The organism is Zobellella taiwanensis, from assembly GCF_003012795.1.
Lineage (GTDB): Bacteria > Pseudomonadota > Gammaproteobacteria > Enterobacterales > Aeromonadaceae > Oceanimonas > Oceanimonas taiwanensis.
This window is the reverse complement of record NZ_PXYH01000001.1, coordinates 202166-220805: the sequence shown is the minus strand read 5'-3', so window position 1 is coordinate 220805 and position 18640 is coordinate 202166. Positions and strand designations below refer to the sequence as shown.

Here is an 18640-nt window from a genome sequence, read left to right as displayed (position 1 = left end):
GGCCTCTCGTCAGGGATAAATGTGCTCGGCTTCAAGCTGTTCGAAATAACGTACCGTCTTCACCTTGAGCTCCAGGGTGGCCGGGGTGTCGCAGACGATCAGGCTGCGCGGATGCAGTTGCAGGGCCGACACCGTCCACAGGTGGTTGACGCAGCCTTCCACCGCCGCCTGCAGGGCCAGGGCCTTGGCATGGCCGGTGACCAGCAGCATGATTTCTTCCGCTTCCAGCAGGGTGCCGACGCCGACCGTGAGCGCCTGGCGCGGCACCTGGTCCGGGTCGTTGTCGAAAAAGCGGGAATTGGCCATCCGGGTATCCTCGGTGAGGGTTTTTATCCGGGTACGGGAGGATAAAGAAGACGCGGGTTCATTGAAAGCGATATGACCGTCGCTGCCCACGCCCCCCATAAACAGGTGGATCTTGCCGTAGTGTTTGATCTTGTCTTCGTAGCGCCGGCACTCGGCCTCGAGATCCGGGGCGTTGCCATCCAGCAGGTTGATGTTTTCCGGGCTGATGTCCACCTGGCTGAAGAAATGCTCGTGCATGAAATGGTGGTAGCTCTGGGGGTGATGCCTGGGCAGCCCCACATACTCGTCCATATTGAAGGTGACCACGTGACGAAAGCTGATGTCCCCGGCCCGGTGCAGCCGGACCAGCTCGCGATAGGTGGCCAGGGGCGTGCCGCCGGTGGGCAGGCCGAGCACGAAGGGGCGGCCTGCCTCGGGGGCAAAGGCCTGGATACGGTTGACGATGTGGCGGGCGGCCCAACGGCTGACCTGTTCACTGTTGGCAAGGGGGATCAAACGCATGGAGCACCTCAAGTAAAGTGGCAAGATATTTTTTATAATAAAATAAGTGTGGGTTGATTACCACTAAAAAGCGCTTTTCAAACCTTTTGTTGGTGATTGAAATCACGAATAAAGAGATCTTAATTTGTTTTGAGAATTATACCGACATAGACTGGTGGCAGGCCGGATAAACCGGCCCCTGTTACCGCATGCATAAGGAGATCGGCCGTGAACGTGCTGGGATATTTACAGAAATTGGGCAAGGCGCTGATGCTGCCCATCGCCACCTTGCCGGTGGCGGCGCTGCTGCTGCGCCTGGGGCAGCCGGATCTGCTCGGGATCCCCTTTATGGCGGAGGCCGGCGGCGCCATCTTCAGCCAGCTGCCCTTGCTGTTCGGCCTGGGCATCGCCGTTGGCCTGTCCAGGGATGACGCCGGGGCTGCGGCCCTGGCCGGCGCCGTCGGTTACTTTGTGCTGACCGGCGCGGCCAGGACCATCAATGCCGACATCGACATGTCCTTTTTCGGCGGCATTATCGCCGGCATCATCGCCGGCCATTGCTATAACCGCTTCCATATGGTGAAGCTGCCCGACTACCTGGCCTTTTTCGGCGGCAAGCGGCTGGTACCGATCATGACCGGACTGTTCGCCCTGCTGGCCGCCGTTGTTGCCGGTTTCGTCTGGCCGGCCATCCAGCACGGCATCGACAGTTTTGGCCTGGCGGTGTCGACGTCCGGCGGGGTCGGCCAGTTCTTTTACGGCCTGCTGAACCGGGGCCTGATCCCGGTAGGCCTGCACCATGTGGTGAATTCCATCTTCTGGTTCGGCCTGGGCGAGTGCCTCAAGGTGACCTACGAGGCGGCCGGGGCGATACAAAATATTTGCCTGGATCCGGCCCTGGTGCGTACCCTGAGCGTGGGCGGCGCCGTGCCCGGGGTGGATGGCGCCACCGTCACCCAGATTGCCGGCGAGGTGACCCGGGGCGATTTGCATCGTTTCTTTGCCGGCGATCCCACCGCCGGGGTGTTTATGGCCGGTTTTTTCCCGGTGATGATGTTCGGCCTGCCCGCCGGGGCCCTGGCCATGGTGCTGGCCGCCCCCAGGGACAAGCGAGCCCAGGCCGGCGGCCTGCTGCTGTCGGTGGCGGTGACTTCCTTCCTTACCGGCATCACAGAGCCGCTGGAATTTACCTTCATGTTCCTGGCGCCGCTGCTCTATGCCCTCCATGCACTGCTCACCGGCCTGTCGCTGGTGGTGGTCAACCTGTTCGGCGTACTGCACGGTTTCGGCTTTTCCGCCGGCCTGTTCGACCTGGTGCTGAACTGGGGCCTGGCCACCAGGCCCTGGCTGCTGGTGGGCATCGGCCTGGTGTTTGGCGGCGTGTATTTTGTGGCTTTCTACTTCGTCATCCGGCTGTTCAACCTCAAGACCCCGGGTCGGGAGGCCGATGAACCGTCGGCGGCTGGCAACAAGGTCGGCGACAAATCCGCCCTGGCTCGGGAATACCTGGAGGCCCTGGGCGGCGAACACAACCTGGCCCAGATCGATGCCTGCATTACCCGCCTGCGCCTTACCCTGGTTGACCGCAGCCGGGTCGACGAAGCCCGGCTGAAGGCGCTGGGCGCCAAGGGGGTGGTCAGACTGGGGGAGAAGAACCTGCAGGTGATACTGGGGCCGCTGGCCGAAATCATGGCGGCGGAGATCAAGGCCCTGGCCGGCAAGGGGTAGCGGTTTTGCCGGCATCCTGACAGCGCCCTTCGGGGCGCTTTTTGCGTTTTGAGGCCTTGTTGTTCACCAAAGGGCCAAAACAATATCCTGATGAAGCCCCTCCCGGCCCTGGGGGAGGGAGCTGATTGCAAAAACGGCAGGCGGGCGACACGCTTTTGGAGAGACGGCAAGGCAACTGTCAAGAGGCGCTGAACGAAGCTCAAGACTCAAAAGGTTATACACAGCCGCCGGGAGCCTTGTGCCGGCAGGGCTTGGCTCACTTATCCACCATTTCTGTGGATAAGGTTGTGGATTGGCTAGATACAACCGGTGCAAAGCCAGTGGTGGCAGGCGTTACGGATAAGTCGGCAAAAAAATCGCCAAAAATAATTTATTTGAAAATCAAATAGTTAAAAAAATCCATGCAAAAACGCCGCTCACTATCTGAACGGTATCAATGGAATTAGAGCAAATGCGCTGAATGTGGGTTTCTGGCGCCGGGGGATGTTGATTTAGTGGATAAGTCAAGGGCGACGGAGGAAAATTTGGCTCCCCCTGCTGGACTTGAACCAGCGACATACGGATTAACAGTCCGCCGTTCTACCGACTGAACTAAGGGGGAATCTCGTGAAGAGGCGGCAGATGATACGCAGACCGCTGGCCAGGGTCAAGTCCGGAGGGGGCTTTTTTGGCCCGGGTGGTCGATTGGGCAGTTTTTGCTTAAATTGTGCCGCTTCCGGGGAGTAAACTGGACCGGTTTGAACGAGGAGACAGGTGTTGATGAGCAAAGCATTCCAACTGGTCAGCGATTACCAGCCCGCTGGCGATCAGCCCAGGGCCATAGCGCAATTGCTGGAGGGGATAGAAGCGGGGCTGGCGCACCAGACCCTGCTGGGGGTGACCGGTTCCGGCAAGACCTTCACCATGGCCAACGTCATCGCCACCCTTAACCGGCCCACCATGATACTGGCGCCCAACAAGACCCTGGCGGCCCAGCTCTATGGCGAGATGAAGGAATTCTTTCCCCACAACGCGGTAGAGTATTTCGTCTCCTACTACGACTACTACCAGCCCGAGGCCTATGTGCCCACCACGGATACCTTTATCGAGAAGGATGCCTCCATCAACGACCACATCGAGCAGATGCGGCTGTCCGCCACCAAGGCGCTGATGGAGCGGCGCGACGTCATCATCGTGGCCTCGGTGTCGGCCATCTACGGCCTGGGCGATCCCCAGTCCTACCTGAGCATGATGCTGCACCTGCGCACCGGTGATACGCTTAACCAGCGGGACATGCTGCGGCGGCTGGCGGAGCTGCAATACAGCCGCAACGACGCCGCCTTCCAGCGGGGCACCTTCCGGGTACGGGGCGAGGTGGTGGATATTTTCCCCGCCGAATCGGACAGAGAGGCGGTGCGGGTGGAACTGTTCGACGACGAAATCGAGCGCATCAGCCTGTTCGATCCGCTCACCGGCGCCGTGCTGCAAACCCTGGCGCGCTTTACCATCTACCCCAAGACCCACTACGTCACCCCGCGGGAAACCCTGCTGGCGGCCATAGAGCACATCAAGAAGGAGCTGGCGGAACGCAAGGCCCAGTTGCTCTCGGCCAACAAGCTGCTGGAAGAGCAGCGCATCAGCCAGCGCACCCAGTTCGACATCGAGATGATCCAGGAGCTGGGCTATTGCTCGGGCATCGAAAACTATTCCCGCTATCTGTCGGGGCGGGGCGAGGGCGAGCCGCCGCCCACCCTGTTCGACTACCTGCCCGGCGACGGCCTGCTGATCATCGACGAGTCCCACGTCACCGTGCCCCAGATAGGCGGCATGTACAAGGGCGACCGCTCCCGCAAGGAAACCCTGGTGGAGTACGGTTTCCGCCTGCCCTCGGCGCTGGACAACCGGCCACTGCGCTTTGAGGAGTTCGAGGCGTTGATGCCCCAGACGGTGTTTGTCTCCGCCACCCCCGGTCCCTACGAGCTCGACAAGTCCGGCACCGACATCGCCGAGCAGGTGGTGCGCCCCACCGGCCTGCTCGACCCCGAGCTGGAAGTGCGGCCGGTGGCCACCCAGGTGGATGATTTGCTCTCCGAAGCCCGGCTGCGCGTGGAGCTGGGCGAGCGGGTGCTGGTGACCACCCTCACCAAGCGGATGGCGGAGGATCTGACCGAATACCTGAATGAACACGGCGTCAAGGTGCGCTACCTGCACTCGGATATCGACACCGTGGAGCGCATGGAGATCATCCGCGACCTGCGTCTCGGTCAGTTCGACGTACTGGTGGGCATCAACCTGCTGCGGGAAGGGCTGGACATGCCGGAAGTGTCATTGGTGGCCATCCTGGACGCGGATAAAGAGGGTTTTTTGCGCTCCGAACGCTCCCTTATCCAGACCATAGGCCGGGCGGCGCGCAACCTCAATGGCAAAGCCATCCTCTACGCCGACCGCATCACCCGCTCCATGGCCGCCGCCATCGGCGAAACCGAGCGCCGGCGGGCCAAGCAGCAGGCCTTCAACGAGGAGCACGGCATAGTGCCGAAGGGGCTCAACAAGCGTATTACCGATGTGATGGATCTGGACGGCACCAAGCGGGTCGGCTCCAAGCGCGCCAAGGAAAAGACCCCGCTGCCGGAGCATCTGCCCAGTGCCAGGGAGCTTAGCCACCAGATCGACGAGCTGGAGAAGGTTATGCTCAACCACGCCCGCAACCTGGAGTTCGAGCAGGCGGCCGCGGTGCGCGATCGCATCCACCTGCTGCGGGAGCAGCTAATCCGCAGCTGAACCAGACGCTGGAGGCTAGAAGCTGGAAGTGAGAGCCTGCCTGGCTTCCGGCTAGGGCTTTGCCTGGTACGCCGCGGTATCCCACAGGGGCACGGTCGACAGGGAGTGTTTGAAACTGCCTTCGGTTTCCTTGGTACTGTAGGCCACATACAGCAGGCTCTGGCTGGCCTCGTCGTAGATACGGCGGATTTTCAGGCTTTTCAGGAAGATGCTTTTCGATTTCTTGAACACCAGATCGCCACTTTTGGACTTGTCGATGGCCGCTATCATGGCCGGGGTGATTTCGCCGGTCTGACGGCAACTGATCGACATGTCGGAAGGATCGGACAGGTTGAGATCCGCCACCACATCCGAGATGTGGCAGGTCACCCCGGTAACCACGGGATCGGTCAGCACTTCTATCTTGATGTCCTTGGTGGTGAAGATACCCAGGGACACATCGCCCACCTCGTTGTTGTCGCAGCCCGCAAGCCCCAGGGCCAGCAGCAGGGCGGTCGCCATTCGGTATGTCATCAATTTCTCCTTAGTCTTGAATCGTTGTGATACCACAAAGCCGGTGTGGGAACCAGTCGGGCCGTAAGCTGCATCCAGGGTACCGCTTTCTGTTGGCGGACTGATCCAGATCAGGGAAAGGAACGATCGGCTTCAGGGGGTGTTTCAATATGTAGTGTGTTTAACTAGTATCATGGCACAACATATAGTGATTGGTGCCTGAGTATGCTCAATGCCTTCGAGCCCCGTGTGGTCCTGCAGGAAGTGCCCGGCGAGGTCAGCCTGGCCTGGCTGGTGACCGGCTGTCCCCTGGCCTGCCCGGGTTGCCACAGCCGCGACAGCTGGGATCCGCGGGCCGGCTCTGCGCTGACCGCCGCGCGGCTCGATGACTGGCTGGCGCGTTACCAGGGGCTGCTGACCTGTGTGTTGTTTTTCGGTGGAGAATGGCAGCGAGAGGCATTGCTGGCGCTGTTGCGCCAGGTCCGGCGGCAGGGGCTCAAAACCTGCCTGTACACCGGGCGGGAGCGGATCCCCGATGTGCTGCTGGCCGAGCTGGACTATCTCAAGACAGGGCCCTGGCGGGCCGCGCTGGGTGGTCTTGATTCTCCCCACAGCAACCAGCGGCTGGTCCGCCTGTCCGATGGCGAGTCGCTCAACCCCCTTTTCTGGAGAAAGCCATGATACGTCTGCACCCGGATCAGCTTGAGGCCAAGCTGCAAGACTTCTATCGCTACATGCACGCGGCCAATGCGGCGGATGGATCCCGCCTGGATCCCAATGCCAACGTCACCCACAAGAATATCGCCACCGCCGAAGCGGAGCTGATGAAGGACTTTTTCGTGCAGGTCAACCGGGGTCTGGTAAAGAACAAGATAGCCGAGCTGTTCGGCACCGATCTTGCCACCGAGTACGAGCGGCAAATAGAACACCACGAGATCTATGTGCACGACGAAACCAGTCTCAAGCCCTACTGCGTGTCCATGACCATGTATCCCTTCCTGCTCGACGGCCTGACCAAACTCGGGGGCGAGAGCCAGGCGCCCCGGCATCTGGAGTCCTTCTGCGGTGCCTTCGTCAACCTGGTGTTTGCGGTCAGCAGCCAGTTCGCCGGCGCCGTGGCCACGGTGGAGTTTTTGACCTATTTCGATTACTTCGCCCGCAAGGACTACGGCGACGACTACCTCAGCGAGCATGCCCACGCCATCAACAATCACCTGCAACATGTGGTCTACGCCATCAACCAGCCGGCGGCGGCGAGGGGCTACCAGAGCGTGTTCTGGAACATTTCCCTGTTCGATCGCGACTATTTCAACACCATGTTCGAGTTTTTCGTCTTCCCCGACGGCAGCCGGCCGGCGCGGGAGTCGGTATTTCGCCTGCAGGCCCACTTCCTCGACTGGTTCAATGAAGAGCGGCGCCGGGCGGTACTGACCTTCCCGGTGGTGACCGCCGCCATGCTCACCCGGGACGGCGCCCCCGCCGATGACGACTTCGCCGAGCTGTGCGCCGGGCAGATGAGCCGGGGCAACAGCTTCTTTATCTACATGTCGGACAGCGCCGACTCCCTGGCCTCCTGCTGCCGGCTGCGCAACGAGGTGAGCGATCATACCTTTTCCTACACCCTGGGGGCGGGCGGGGTGGCCACCGGCTCCATCAACGTCATCACCCTCAACATGAACCGGCTGGAGCAGGACGGCCGCGATTTGCTGACCGAGATCCACAAGATCCAGCGCTATCAGGTGGCCTATCGCAAGCTGATGGAGGACTTCCTGGAAAACGGCATCCTTACCGTTTACGACGCCGGCTTTATCAGCCTGGACAAGCAGTTTCTCACCATCGGCATCAACGGCATGGTGGAGGCGGCGGAATACCGGGGCATCAAGGTCGGCAACAACCCCGACTACCAGCGCTTTGTCAGCGAGCGGCTCAAGATCATCTACGACGCCAACCGGGTGGCGCGGCGGGAGTACGGCTACCTGTTCAACACCGAGTTCGTGCCGGCGGAAAACCTGGGGGTGAAGAACGCCAAGTGGGACAAAGCCGACGGCTATGCGGTGCCGCGGGACTGCTACAACTCCTACTTCTATGTGGTGGAGGACGAGGAGGGGACCCAGGTGCTCGACAAGTTCGTGCTGCACGGCCGGGATCTGGTGCAGTACCTGGACGGCGGCTCGGCGCTGCACCTCAACCTGGACGAGCACCTGAGCCAGGCCGGCTACCTGCAGCTCTACCGCATCGCCGCCAGCACCGGCTGCCATTATTTCACCGTCAACGTGCGCAGCACCCTGTGCAACGACTGCGGCCATATCAGCAAGCATACCGACTGGGCGTGCGGGCAGTGCGGCAGCGAGAACATCGACCACGCCACCCGGGTGATCGGCTACCTGAAGCGGGTGTCCGCCTTCAGCGCCGGCCGCCGCGAAGAGCACGGCCGGCGTTTCTACCACGTTTAACAACAGGGAGTTGGGAATGGGGAATGGGGAATGGGGATTCGAGGAGCCGTTTTAAGCTCTTTCCCCAATCCCCAATCCCCAATCCCCAATCCCCAATCCCCAATCCCCAATCCCCAATCCCCAGTCCCGGCCGTTACAGCCAGCCCTTGCGCTTGAAGAAGTAGTAGGTGCCGCAGGCGGACATCAGCATCATCACCAGCGACATGGGGTAGCCGTAATCGAAGCCCAGCTCCGGCATGATCTCGAAGTTCATGCCGTAGATGCTGGCGATCAGGGTGGGCGGCAGAAACACCACAGCGGCCACCGAGAAAATCTTGATCACCTTGCTCTGCTCCAGACTGGTAAAGCCCATGGCGGCCTCGAGCTGGAAGTTGATCTTGTCGAACAGAAACTGGGTATGGGGCAGCAGTGACTCAATGTCGTAGAGCATTTCATCGATCCATTTGCGCTGCTCGTCGTTGCTGTTTTTGCGCAGGGAGCGCTTGAGAAAGCGCAGGGCACGACGGGTATCGTACAGGGCCAGGCGGATGTGGCCGTTGCCGTCCTCCTGCAGCATCAGATCCGACATGGTGCGGCGCAGGTCGTCCACCTGCAGCACGTCCTTGGCGGTGTCTTCCAGGGTCTTGTAACCGTCTTCAATCAGGTCCGATATATATTCGATTTTGAGCTGGAAGATTTCCAGCAGCAGATCCGGGGCGTCTTCCACTTCCAGCCGGTCCTGGCGCATATAGTGGCGCAGCAGCCGCATCAGCCCCAGATCGTCCTCCCGAAAGCTGATGAGCAGGTCGTTGCGCAGGGTAAACAGCACGTTGATGCCGTCGATTTCCTTGCCCAGGCGCTGGGGAAAGAGGGAATGGATGTGCAGGCCGTCCTTGTCCCGGTAGAAGCGGGCCGAGGCTTCGATGTCGTCCAGCTCGTCCAGTTCGGGCACTTCTTCGACAAACAGCTGTTTCATCCAGCTCTGTTCCTGCTCGTCGGGCTTGAGGATATCCAGCCAGAGGGTGTTGGCCGGCAGGCTGTCTTCAAGGCTCAGCGGCTGAATTTCAAGGGATTTTCCCTTCAGGGTATAGGCTGTGATCATGCAGCTCTCCAACCAGAAACATGTAGTTGCACTATATAGATGCCGGCCGGCCCTGTCAGGTGCCGGGGCCGGGCGCGGGCGCTTTTCGGTCTTTTTTCGGGCAGAGACCAGACCCAAATGACTTGAGCCCGCCGGCGGTATTATACTCAGACCACCGGCCCGGGCCGTCCAATCGGGAGACACACCGTGAAATCAGTCTGTTACGCCCTGTTATTATTGCTTGCCCTGCCGCTCAAGGCCGAAATGGAACTCAAGGCCCGGCAGACGGTGGATATCTACGGCTCCAGTGCCCTGGAGCCCAGCCTGGCCGACGTGGACTACCGTTTGTCCTGGCAGTTGTCCGGCCAGCAGGGGGAGGCGGGCTGCCTGCCGGCCCAGGTGCTGGTGTCGATGACGGCCACGGTGACCGAGCCGCTGGAGTGGCCGCAAACCCCCGAATGGCAAAATTACCGTCTGGCCCTGACCGGCTATGAGCGGCTGGTGCGGGAGCGGGCGCTGCTGGCCGCCGAATGGCTGGAGCGTTCCCTGTTCGAGATTGCGCCCCAGCCCGGCTGCGACCAGTTGCGCCGGGTTGCCGACAACATCGGCCACCACCAGCTCGGCATCGCGCAGGCGCTGCTGCGCGACTTCCAGCGCCAGCACGACTACGGCCGCAACCTGGGGTTGATTCGCCCGGCTGAATAGGCCCCTCTTGCGGGAGCGGTTATACGGGTTTTCCCTTCTGCAGTTTGCGCAGCCAGTGGCGGTTGGGGTTGAGCGCCGCCAGCAGCGATGCCGGCAGGGGCAGGGGTTCGTCCAGCAACTGGCTCGCCAGCAGTTCCGCCAGCAGCGGAGCCGAGCACAGGCCGCGCGAGCCCAGCCCCGTCAGCACATACAGCCCGGGATGATCCGCCGCCAGGGGCAGGGCCTGGCCGGTTTTGCGCGGCAGCTGTTCGTAGTGGGCGAGTTGGGCATCCTTGTCCGCCGCCGCCCCGGCCAGGGGCAGGTGGTCGCGGCAGGCGGCACGGATACCGACCCGGCCGGCGCCCGGCGCCGGGCTGAGCCCCGCCAGGACCGGCAGGGTATGTTGCAGCCTTTCCAGGTTTTCCCTTTCGTCCTGCTCCCGGTAGTCGAGCTGATGCTGGCGGCGCTGGTAGCTGGCGCCCACACAATGCATCCCCTGCCAGGCCGGGGTCAGGTAGCCCTCGTAGCACAGCACCGTTTTCAGCCCCGCCAGGGGCGCCTGGGCCGGTTGGTGATTAACCTGGCCCCGAACCGGATAAAGCGCCAGGCCGGCGGTCTGGGGCCAGTCCGTGACCTGGTGGCCGCTGGCCAGGATCAGGTTGGCGGCGCGGAACACCCGCTCTCCCGCCGTAACCCGCCAGCCGTCCCGCTCCGGGTCCAGGGTATCGACCCGGGAGTGGTAATGGCACTCCAGCAGGCCGCTGTCCCGGGCGCGGGCCAGCAGGGCCCGGGTCAGCTCGAAGGGGCAAACCCAGCCGCCAAGCGGGTATTCCACGCCCGGCAGCGCCGCCGCCAGGCCGCAGCGCTGGTCGACCTCGCCGGCGTCGAGCGGGTGTACCAGCTCGGCGGGAAAGCCGCCGGCGGTCAGCTTGTCTATCTTGGCGCGGCTTTTGTCGTCATAGGCCAGTTGCACCACGCCGCACCAGTGGTGGCTGAAGGTGTGCCGGCGGGCCAGCGAGGCCAGCTCCCGCCGGCCATGGAGAAAGGCCTGCAGGTAGAACTGGCTGAGCGGATCGTGATCGCCGTTGAGCAGGGGGTAGATGGCGCCCTGGCGATTGCCGGAGGCGCCCGCCGCGGGTTCGCCGGCCTGTTCCAGCAGGGTCACCCGGTGGCCGCGCCGGGTCAGGGCCAGTGCCAGGGCGGCTCCCGCCACGCCGGCGCCGATGATCAGGCTGTGTTCGCCGCGGCCGGGCCGGCGCCAGTACCAGGGCGTGGTGTAGGGCGCGCGGCCCGGGGCGCGGCGACCGGCCAGCATCTCCCGTTTGCGGCCAAAGCCCTTGACCCGACTGACCTCAAAACCGGCTTCATTCAATCCCCGCCGGACAAAGCCGGCGGCGGTAAAGGTGGCCAGGGTGGCATTGCCCCGGGCCAGCCGGGCCAGCTCGCGAAACAGCGCCGGGGTCCACATGGCAGGGTTTTTGTCCGGCGCAAAGCCATCCAGATACCAGGCATCCACCTTGCCGGCAAGGCCGGCTTCCATTTGGGGCAGGATGTCGGCGACGTCGCCCAGCCAGAGATCGAGGCAGACTTCATCGCCAAACCAGAGGCGGTGGCAACCGTCGACAGGCAGCGGATATTCAGCTAACAAATGTTCGCTTAAAGTGCTAAGCTCTGGCCACTGGCTCAGGGCCTGCTGAAGATCGGCGCGGCTCAGTGGATACTTCTCCACGCTGATAAAATGCAATCGCCGGGTGCGGCCCTGGGGCTGTGCCCGGCGATATTGGATAAAGGCCTGCCAGGTGGCGAGGAAGTTGAGGCCGGTGCCAAAGCCGGTTTCGGCCACCACGAACAGGGGCCGGTCGTGATCGACAAAGCGCGCGGGCAGGCCGTTGTGCCCCAGAAATACATAGCGGGTTTCGGCCAGGCCGTTGTCGTTGGAGAAGTAGACATCGTTGAAGGCGGTGGCGACCGGGGTACCCTGGTCGTTCCAGTCGAGACGCGCTGTGGTAATAAAGCGGGGTGACACTGAACCTCCGGGACCGCAAAAACGGTCATTTTATGTGAAAGCAGACCAGTTTGACCATGGTTTGTGGTTAGAATTGGCGTCAAATCAAGACAGTAGGAAAGATAGATGAGAAGAGCAGTCATTACCGGTATCGGTGTGGTGTCCAGCATTGGCAACAACAAGGAAGAAGTCCTGGCCTCCCTCAAGGCGGGGCGCTCCGGCATCACCTTCTCCCAGCAATTCGCCGACTACAAACTGCGCAGCCAGGTGTGGGGCAATCTGAAAATGAACCCGGCCGAGCACATCGATCGCAAGGTCATGCGCTTTATGGGTGACGCGGCCGCGTTTGCCTATCTTTCCATGGAGCAGGCCATCGCCGACGCCGGACTCGACGAGTCCATGGTGTCGAATGAGCGTACCGGCCTGGTGGTGGGCTCCGGCGGTGCTTCCTCCAAAAACCAGATTGAAGCCTGCGACACCCTGCGCGAGAAAGGCGTGCGTCGGGTCGGTCCCTACATGGTGCCGCGCACCATGTCGTCCACCACCTCCGCCTGCCTGGCCACTCCCTTCAAGATCAAGGGCATCAACTACTCCATCAGCTCCGCCTGCGCCACCTCGGCCCACTGCATCGGCCACGCCCTGGAACAAATCCAGATGGGCAAGCAGGACATCGTCTTCGCCGGCGGCGGCGAAGAGGTGGACTGGACCCTGGCACTGCAGTTTGATGCCATGGGCGCCCTGTCCAGCAAGTATAACGACACCCCGGAGCTGGCCTCCCGCACCTACGATGCCGGTCGTGACGGCTTTGTCATCTCCGGTGGCGGCGGCATCCTGGTGGTGGAAGAGCTGGAGCACGCCTTGAAGCGCGGCGCCAAGATCTACGCCGAGATCACCGGCTACGGCGCCACTTCCGACGGCTACGACATGGTGGCCCCGTCCGGTGAAGGCGCGGTGCGCTGCATGAAGCAGGCCATGGCCACCGCCCCGGCCCCGGTGCAGTACATCAACACCCACGGCACCTCCACCCCGGTGGGTGACGTGAAGGAGCTGGAAGCCATCCACGGCCTGTTCGGCGACCAGGCTCCCTACATCTCCGCCACCAAGGCCATGACCGGCCACGCCCTGGGTGCTGCCGGCGTGCACGAGGCGGTGTACTCCCTGCTGATGCTGGAGCACGGTTTTATCGCCCCGAGCATCAATATTACCGAGCTGGACGAGAAGGCCCAGGGCCTGCCCATCGTCACCGAATATCAGGAAGCCGAGCTGGACACCGTGATGTCCAACAGCTTCGGTTTCGGCGGCACCAACGCCAGCCTGGTGTTCAGCAAGTACAAGGGCTGAACGCAGCGGTAACTAGAAAAAGCGCCTCAGGGCGCTTTTTTTATACCTTGAACCTATACATCGTGCACCGTCGTCGGTCAAAGGGCACTACTTCTCCGGCACGCCGTGAATACATCCATGTAGGCTCCGTTGCGCCATCCTTGGCGCAAAGGGCACGGCGAAGCAGACACCCTTTGTCCTCCTCAGCACGCTCAGCGCTGATTGGCAGCATGCAGACAACGCCGAAATTACCCGAAGTAGCAGTGGGGATTGCCGGAGCCGACCATTAAATGCCATGGATGGTATTTTCGAGCGCCCCACGGATGGGCTTGAAGCGTGTCGGCGTAGTGCAACCGCACTGCGGCTTCGCATTTGTGCGTCAACTGCCCAACCGTTTGTCCAGCATCACAAATCCCCAGGCCCCGGCACCGCCAAACAACACCCCCAGCACACTGCTGGCAAGGATATCGGCAGGCCAGTGCAGGCCCAGCAGCAGGCGGGAATAACACACCGCCACCGCCCAGCCGGCCAGGGCGGTGACCAGCCAGGGGGAACTGCCACGGTAGGCCAGCAACAGGCAGAAAAAGGCGGCGATGGTCATGGCCGCAATGGAATGACCCGAGGGAAAGGAATAGTTCACCTCATCCTGCCAGTGCAGCTTGAGCCAGCCGGGAATCTGCTGCTCGGGCACCCGGCTCAGGCCCTCGGCCAGCCATTGTTCCCGCACCGATTCCCGCTGGGCATAGAAGTGATCACCGTCGAGCCGGCCCTGCTCATCCAGCCAGACCACATAGGGCCTGGGCTCCTTGAAGTAGAGTTTGGCCAGGGTTTTGGTGACAAAGGCGCCGCCCAGGGCGGCAAGCAGACAGCAAAAGAAGACCAGCAACTGCCCCGGCTGCCGGCGCCAGCGGTGCAGGGTCAGGAGGCTGAGCAGCAACAAGGTGATGCCGATACCCACGCCGCCGACCGACAGGGTCAGGCCGTAGGCGAGCAGGGCGGGGGGCTCGTCGAGCTCGAGCAGGGGAAACCAGCGCCAGTGCCAGTGGTAGCCCAGGCTGGCCAGGGCCACCGGCACCACCAGCAAGGCCAGGATCCGCAACAGCAAAGATAAGGTCATGAGATGGACCAGGGGATGACAAAGGCGGCGAGTCTAGCAGAATCACCGCCGGCTGACAGCTGAAGCCCGGGCCGACTCGGGTTACAATGGCGCTCCCCCGAGCAAGGAGAACACGATGAAAATTCTGGCCGATGAAAATATGCCGTTCGTACGCGAGCTGTTCGGCGACTGGGCCGAGGTGGTCACCTGCCCCGGCCGTGCCTTGGCTCCGGAACAACTGATCGATGTGGACGCCCTGCTGGTGCGTTCCATCACCCGGGTGGACGATGCCCTGCTGGCCCGTGCCGGGCGTCTGGCCTTCGTCGGTACCGCCACCATCGGCTGTGACCACGTGGACACCGGCCTCTTGGCCCGTCGGGGCATCGCCTTCGCCAGCGCCCCGGGATGCAACAAGGTGGCGGTGGGCGACTATGTGCTGGCCGCCCTGCTGCGGGTGGCGGAACACCAGGGCTGGTCGCTGGCGGGGCGTTCACTGGCGGTGATCGGGGCCGGCAACACCGGCTCCGAGGTGGCCGGCCGGGCCCGGGCGCTGGGAATGGAAGTGCTGTGTTGCGATCCTCCTTTGGCCGAGCGCGGTGCGACCGGTTTTGTCGACCTTGAGCAGGCGCTGTGCGCCGATGTCGTCAGCTTTCATGTGCCGCTCAGCCACCAGGGCCCCCACGCCACCCATCACCTGCTGGATGCTGTGCGTATCGCCCGGCTCGATGAGCGGCAACTGCTGATCAACGCCTGCCGGGGGGATGTCTGGGACAACCACGCCCTGCTGACGCGTCAGCAGGGCGACAGCCCATTGACCCTGGTGATGGACGTGTGGGAGCACGAGCCCAGGGTACTGACGGCGCTGGTGCCCCATGTGCTGCTGGCAACGCCCCATATCGCCGGCTACAGCCTGGAGGGCAAGGCCAGGGGCAGCTTCGCCCTGTATCAGGCCCTGAGCCGCCGGCTAGGACGCCCGTGCGAGCTGACGGTGGAGCAGCTGCTGCCGGCGCCGGCGGTGGCGCAGATCGGCCTGGAGGGGGGGAGGGATCAGACGCTGACCGAGCGTCTGGTGCGCCTGGTTTACGATATCGAGCGGGACGACCGACAGTTCCGCCGGGCGCTGGCCGGCGATGATCCGGGCTTTTTCGACCGCCTGCGCAAGGAATATCCGGATCGGCGCGAGCTGGGCTCCCTGCATGTCACAGGGGGCGGGGAGGCACTGCGGGCGCTGGGGTTTGGCTGAACGGCGCTGTTCCCGGGGCCGTCCGAAGTAAAGTCTGGACCTGCTCGGCCGATAAGCGGTTACCTGCAACACTGACAGATAAGTTCCTATTGGCACGGTTTTTTTCTACACTTGCGCCATGGTGAGCCGAGACGGCCGGATAAACCGGCGCAGAGTCAGGAACAAGGACACAAGACACAGAATGAAAAGACTCAGACCTCATTGTTATTCCGCTCTGGCCCTGTGGCTGGCCTGTACCCTGCCGGCTCAGGCCCAGGAAGAGTTCTATATCGAGCTGAGAGGCCCTGAGTCTTCGGCCCCGGCGGCGGCGCCTGCAGCGGCCCCGCGCCCGGCGGCCTCCGCGCCCGCCAACCTGGCTCCCGGCCGCTACGGCCCGGTCACCCGTACCGATACCCTCTGGTCCATCGCCGCCCGTCATACTCCGGCCCCGGCCACGGTACAGCAGACCATGGTGGCGCTCTATTACCTCAACCCGGGCGCCTTTGTGCGGGGCAACATCAACTACCTGCAACGGGGCGCCTCCCTGCGCCTGCCGACCCTGACCCAGGCCCAGCAGCGCAGCCCGCGGGAAGCCGAGGCCGAATTCCGCCGGCTGAGCCGCCAGGGCAGCGCCGCGCGTACGGCACCGGCGGAGCGGCCGGCGCCTGCCCGGGCCGTTGCCAGCGCGCCGGCCAAGCCCGAACCGGCTGCTCCCAAGGTGGAAACCCCCAAGGTGGTGGCCCCCGTTGAGCCCCCGGCGGCGGCTCCCGTGGTTGCCACGCCGCCCCAGGCTTCCGCCGCCGAGCCGGCCACGGTGCGGGTGGTGCCGGTCAGCGAGCCTTCCGTCCCCCGGGCGGCCCCGGTGCCCGAACCCGAGCCCCTGGCGCCGGAGACACCGTCGCCGGCGCAGGCCGAGGAGCTGGCCCTGGCCCGGTTGCAGGCGCGGTTGCTGGACGAACTGAAAACCCAGGTCGCCATGTCCAACGAACAACTTGCCGAGCTGTCCAACAATAATCAGGCCCTGCGCACCCGTCTTGGCGAGCTGACCGAGGAGGTCAACCAGCTCAAGTCCGAGCGCCAGCAGGAAAGCGCCGGCGAGACGGGCGCGCCCGGCAACGGGCTGGATGCCCTGCTCGCCAATCCGCTCAACCTGGCCTTGATGCTGGTCATGCCGGCGCTGCTGCTGCTGGCCCTGTTCACCCTGTGGTGGCGGGCCCGGGTGCGGCGCGAATTGGCGGAGCAGGAGCAGGATCTGGCCAATCGCGAAACCCTGCTGGATGATGAACGCAGTGAGTTCGACGAGCTGTTCACCACCGATCTGAGCCCGGATCCGGACCGGAGCGAGTCTCCGGACCTGTACCCAGCCGAGCCGGATCTTCCCGAGCCGGCGGTGGAAAAGGCGGCGGAAGGGGAAATCGACGAAGACGCCTTCGCCCGCTTCCTGGCCGAGCAGCAGGAAGCCGAAGACGCCCAGGCCCAGCGCCGGGACGAAGTGGAAGGCGCGCCCCTGGAGGCGGAAGAGGAGCGGGAAGAGATCGATTACGCCAACATGATGTTCGATGATGAATCCAGTGCGGGCCTGGCGACGGAAAATACGGTATCCAACGACGATATCGATGCCCTGTTGTTCGATGGGGCGGTGGATGCCGAGCCGGAACGCCGGGCCGAGGCCGATGCGGAACCCGAACCCGTGGCGGTCGAGCCACCGGCGGAGCCCGCACCGAGCCGGCCGGCCGACGCGCCCGGCCGGGCCGCCGAGGAGGACCCTTTCGCCTTTATCGACAGCCTGATGGAAGAAAGCGAGCAGCCTGGTCCCCAGGACGCCCGGGCGGACGAGTACGATAAGGTACTTGGCCAGGGGCGGGATGTGGACATCGATTTCGACGAGGGCGGCATGGGGGCCAAGCTGGATCTGGCCCGGGCCTATATCGAGATAGACGATATCGACAGCGCCCGCGAGCTGCTCAACGAAGCCCTGGCCAAGGGCAACGACGAGCACCAGGCCGAGGCCCGCAAGCTGTTGCAGCGCCTGGCCCGGCGCTGAGCCCCGCCGCGGGCGGACCTCGTCTCCAACCGGCCCCCTGGGCCGGTTCTTCATTTTGCGGCGGTAACGGGTATAATTGCCGTCTTTTTTGACCTTGGAACTGATTATGCGCATTGCCCTTGGCATAGAGTATGACGGCAGCCGTTACTACGGCTGGCAGCGGCAGCGGGAGGTTCCCAGCATTCAGGAAGAGGTGGAAAAGGCCCTGTCGAAAATTGCCGATCATCCGGTCGAGGTACAGTGCGCCGGGCGCACCGACGCCGGAGTGCACGGCACCGGCCAGGTGGTGCATTTCGATACCGAGGCGGTCCGGCCGGACGGCGCCTGGACCCTGGGAATGAATGCCAACCTGCCGCCGGATATCGCGGTGCGCTGGGTCAGGCGGGTGCCGGACGAATTCCACGCCCGCTTCAGTGCCACCGCCCGTCGCTACCGTTATATTATTTTCAACCACAATATGCGGCCCGCCATCCATGGCGCCGGAGTAAGCCACTATGTGGGCGACATCGACGCCGAGCGGATGCACCAGGCCGGCCAGTGCCTGCTCGGCGAGCGTGACTTCAGCGCCTTCAGGGCGGTGCAATGCCAGTCCAGGAGCCCCTGTCGCAATGTTATGCACCTCAGGGTGCGGCGCTTTGGCCACTTTATCGTGCTCGACATCAAGGCCAACGCCTTTCTGCACCACATGGTGCGCAATATTACCGGTACCTTGCTGCAGGTGGGCCTGGGCCAGGCCGAGGCGGGCTGGGTGCAGGAGGTGCTGGACGGGCGCGATCGCAACCTGGCCGGCGCCACCGCCAAGGCCGGCGGGCTTTATCTGGTGGAGGTCGACTATCCGCCCGAGTTCGGTTTGCCGAAGACGGTGCCCGGGCCCCTGTGGCTGCCCGACCCATTCTGACGGCGGTAGGACCAGTCCGGCGACCGGCAGTTTTTTATCAACCCGCGGGCGGTTATATGCTTTAATGACCGCTGCGTGACAACCACGAAAAC

The 18640-nt window shown here is 63.3% G+C and carries 15 protein-coding genes and 1 tRNA gene; 10 read left to right on the top strand and 6 right to left on the bottom strand.

Translation table 11 applies throughout. The features are described from left to right. Nucleotides 1–9: 9 nt before the first annotated feature. A complete protein-coding gene (gene nagB / locus C7I36_RS00950; protein WP_106451873.1) occupies nucleotides 10–807 on the bottom strand; it encodes a glucosamine-6-phosphate deaminase in 798 nt (265 codons plus the stop codon). Between the two features lie 207 nt (nucleotides 808–1014). On the opposite strand from nagB, the gene nagE reads away from it, so the two are divergent. Both nagE and C7I36_RS17175 read left to right on the top strand, forming a co-directional pair. Next, complete coding sequence (nagE, locus tag C7I36_RS00945; protein ID WP_106451872.1) at nucleotides 1015–2514, top strand: N-acetylglucosamine-specific PTS transporter subunit IIBC; 1500 nt, start codon at nucleotides 1015–1017, stop codon at nucleotides 2512–2514. Between the two features lie 125 nt (nucleotides 2515–2639). Then, nucleotides 2640–2903, top strand: a complete 264-nt coding sequence (locus C7I36_RS17175) for a hypothetical protein (protein WP_146137290.1) — start codon at nucleotides 2640–2642, stop codon at nucleotides 2901–2903. Between the two features lie 136 nt (nucleotides 2904–3039). Here the strand turns inward: C7I36_RS17175 and C7I36_RS00940 are convergent. Beyond that, nucleotides 3040–3115 (bottom strand) — tRNA-Asn (locus tag C7I36_RS00940). A 158-nt stretch (nucleotides 3116–3273) separates the two neighbouring features. On the opposite strand from C7I36_RS00940, the gene uvrB reads away from it, so the two are divergent. Continuing rightward, the gene (gene uvrB / locus C7I36_RS00935; protein WP_106451871.1) at nucleotides 3274–5274 is read left to right on the top strand and encodes an excinuclease ABC subunit UvrB; all 2001 of its coding nucleotides are present in this window, start codon (nucleotides 3274–3276) and stop codon (nucleotides 5272–5274) included. 51 nt (nucleotides 5275–5325) lie between these two features. Here the strand turns inward: uvrB and C7I36_RS00930 are convergent, their stop codons facing one another. After that, nucleotides 5326–5787: a CreA family protein gene (locus C7I36_RS00930; protein ID WP_106451870.1), complete on the bottom strand. Its 462-nt coding sequence runs from the start codon at nucleotides 5785–5787 to the stop codon at nucleotides 5326–5328. 204 nt (nucleotides 5788–5991) lie between these two features. Here C7I36_RS00930 and nrdG point away from each other — a divergent pair, with 204 nt between their 5' ends. Next, nucleotides 5992–6447 carry an anaerobic ribonucleoside-triphosphate reductase activating protein gene (gene nrdG / locus C7I36_RS00925; protein ID WP_106451869.1) on the top strand — a complete coding sequence of 152 codons (456 nt, stop codon included), beginning with the start codon at nucleotides 5992–5994 and terminating at the stop codon, nucleotides 6445–6447. Beyond that, complete coding sequence (nrdD, locus tag C7I36_RS00920; protein WP_106451868.1) at nucleotides 6444–8219, top strand: anaerobic ribonucleoside-triphosphate reductase; 1776 nt, start codon at nucleotides 6444–6446, stop codon at nucleotides 8217–8219. The genes nrdG and nrdD overlap by 4 nt, the downstream gene beginning before the upstream one ends. 133 nt (nucleotides 8220–8352) lie before the next feature. Here the strand turns inward: nrdD and corA are convergent, their stop codons facing one another. Then, nucleotides 8353–9300, bottom strand: a complete 948-nt coding sequence (gene corA / locus C7I36_RS00915) for a magnesium/cobalt transporter CorA (RefSeq protein WP_106451867.1) — start codon at nucleotides 9298–9300, stop codon at nucleotides 8353–8355. Between the two features lie 186 nt (nucleotides 9301–9486). On the opposite strand from corA, the gene C7I36_RS00910 reads away from it, so the two are divergent. Further along, a complete protein-coding gene (locus C7I36_RS00910) occupies nucleotides 9487–9984 on the top strand; it encodes a DUF922 domain-containing protein (protein ID WP_245879986.1) in 498 nt (165 codons plus the stop codon). A 19-nt stretch (nucleotides 9985–10003) separates the two neighbouring features. Here the strand turns inward: C7I36_RS00910 and mnmC are convergent, their stop codons facing one another. After that, complete coding sequence (mnmC, locus tag C7I36_RS00905) at nucleotides 10004–11989, bottom strand: bifunctional tRNA (5-methylaminomethyl-2-thiouridine)(34)-methyltransferase MnmC2/FAD-dependent 5-carboxymethylaminomethyl-2-thiouridine(34) oxidoreductase MnmC1 (protein WP_106451866.1); 1986 nt, start codon at nucleotides 11987–11989, stop codon at nucleotides 10004–10006. 105 nt (nucleotides 11990–12094) lie between these two features. On the opposite strand from mnmC, the gene fabB reads away from it, so the two are divergent. Next, nucleotides 12095–13309 (top strand): beta-ketoacyl-ACP synthase I, encoded by a 1215-nt coding sequence (gene fabB / locus C7I36_RS00900; RefSeq protein WP_106451865.1) that lies wholly within the window; start codon nucleotides 12095–12097, stop codon nucleotides 13307–13309. A 358-nt stretch (nucleotides 13310–13667) separates the two neighbouring features. Here fabB and C7I36_RS00895 read toward each other — a convergent pair whose 3' ends face one another. Further along, nucleotides 13668–14405 carry a phosphatase PAP2 family protein gene (locus C7I36_RS00895; protein ID WP_106451864.1) on the bottom strand — a complete coding sequence of 246 codons (738 nt, stop codon included), beginning with the start codon at nucleotides 14403–14405 and terminating at the stop codon, nucleotides 13668–13670. 115 nt (nucleotides 14406–14520) lie between these two features. Here C7I36_RS00895 and C7I36_RS00890 point away from each other — a divergent pair, with 115 nt between their 5' ends. The 3 genes from C7I36_RS00890 (at nucleotide 14521) to truA (ending at nucleotide 18548) form a co-directional block, all read left to right on the top strand. Continuing rightward, nucleotides 14521–15627, top strand: a complete 1107-nt coding sequence (locus tag C7I36_RS00890; RefSeq protein ID WP_106451863.1) for a 4-phosphoerythronate dehydrogenase — start codon at nucleotides 14521–14523, stop codon at nucleotides 15625–15627. Nucleotides 15628–15808: 181 nt separating this feature from the next. Continuing rightward, nucleotides 15809–17650 carry a FimV/HubP family polar landmark protein gene (locus C7I36_RS00885; RefSeq protein ID WP_106451862.1) on the top strand — a complete coding sequence of 614 codons (1842 nt, stop codon included), beginning with the start codon at nucleotides 15809–15811 and terminating at the stop codon, nucleotides 17648–17650. Nucleotides 17651–17756: 106 nt separating this feature from the next. After that, on the top strand, nucleotides 17757–18548 hold the full coding sequence (truA, locus tag C7I36_RS00880; protein WP_106451861.1) for a tRNA pseudouridine(38-40) synthase TruA: 792 nt from the start codon (nucleotides 17757–17759) through the stop codon (nucleotides 18546–18548). The last annotated feature ends 92 nt before the right edge of the window (nucleotides 18549–18640 follow it).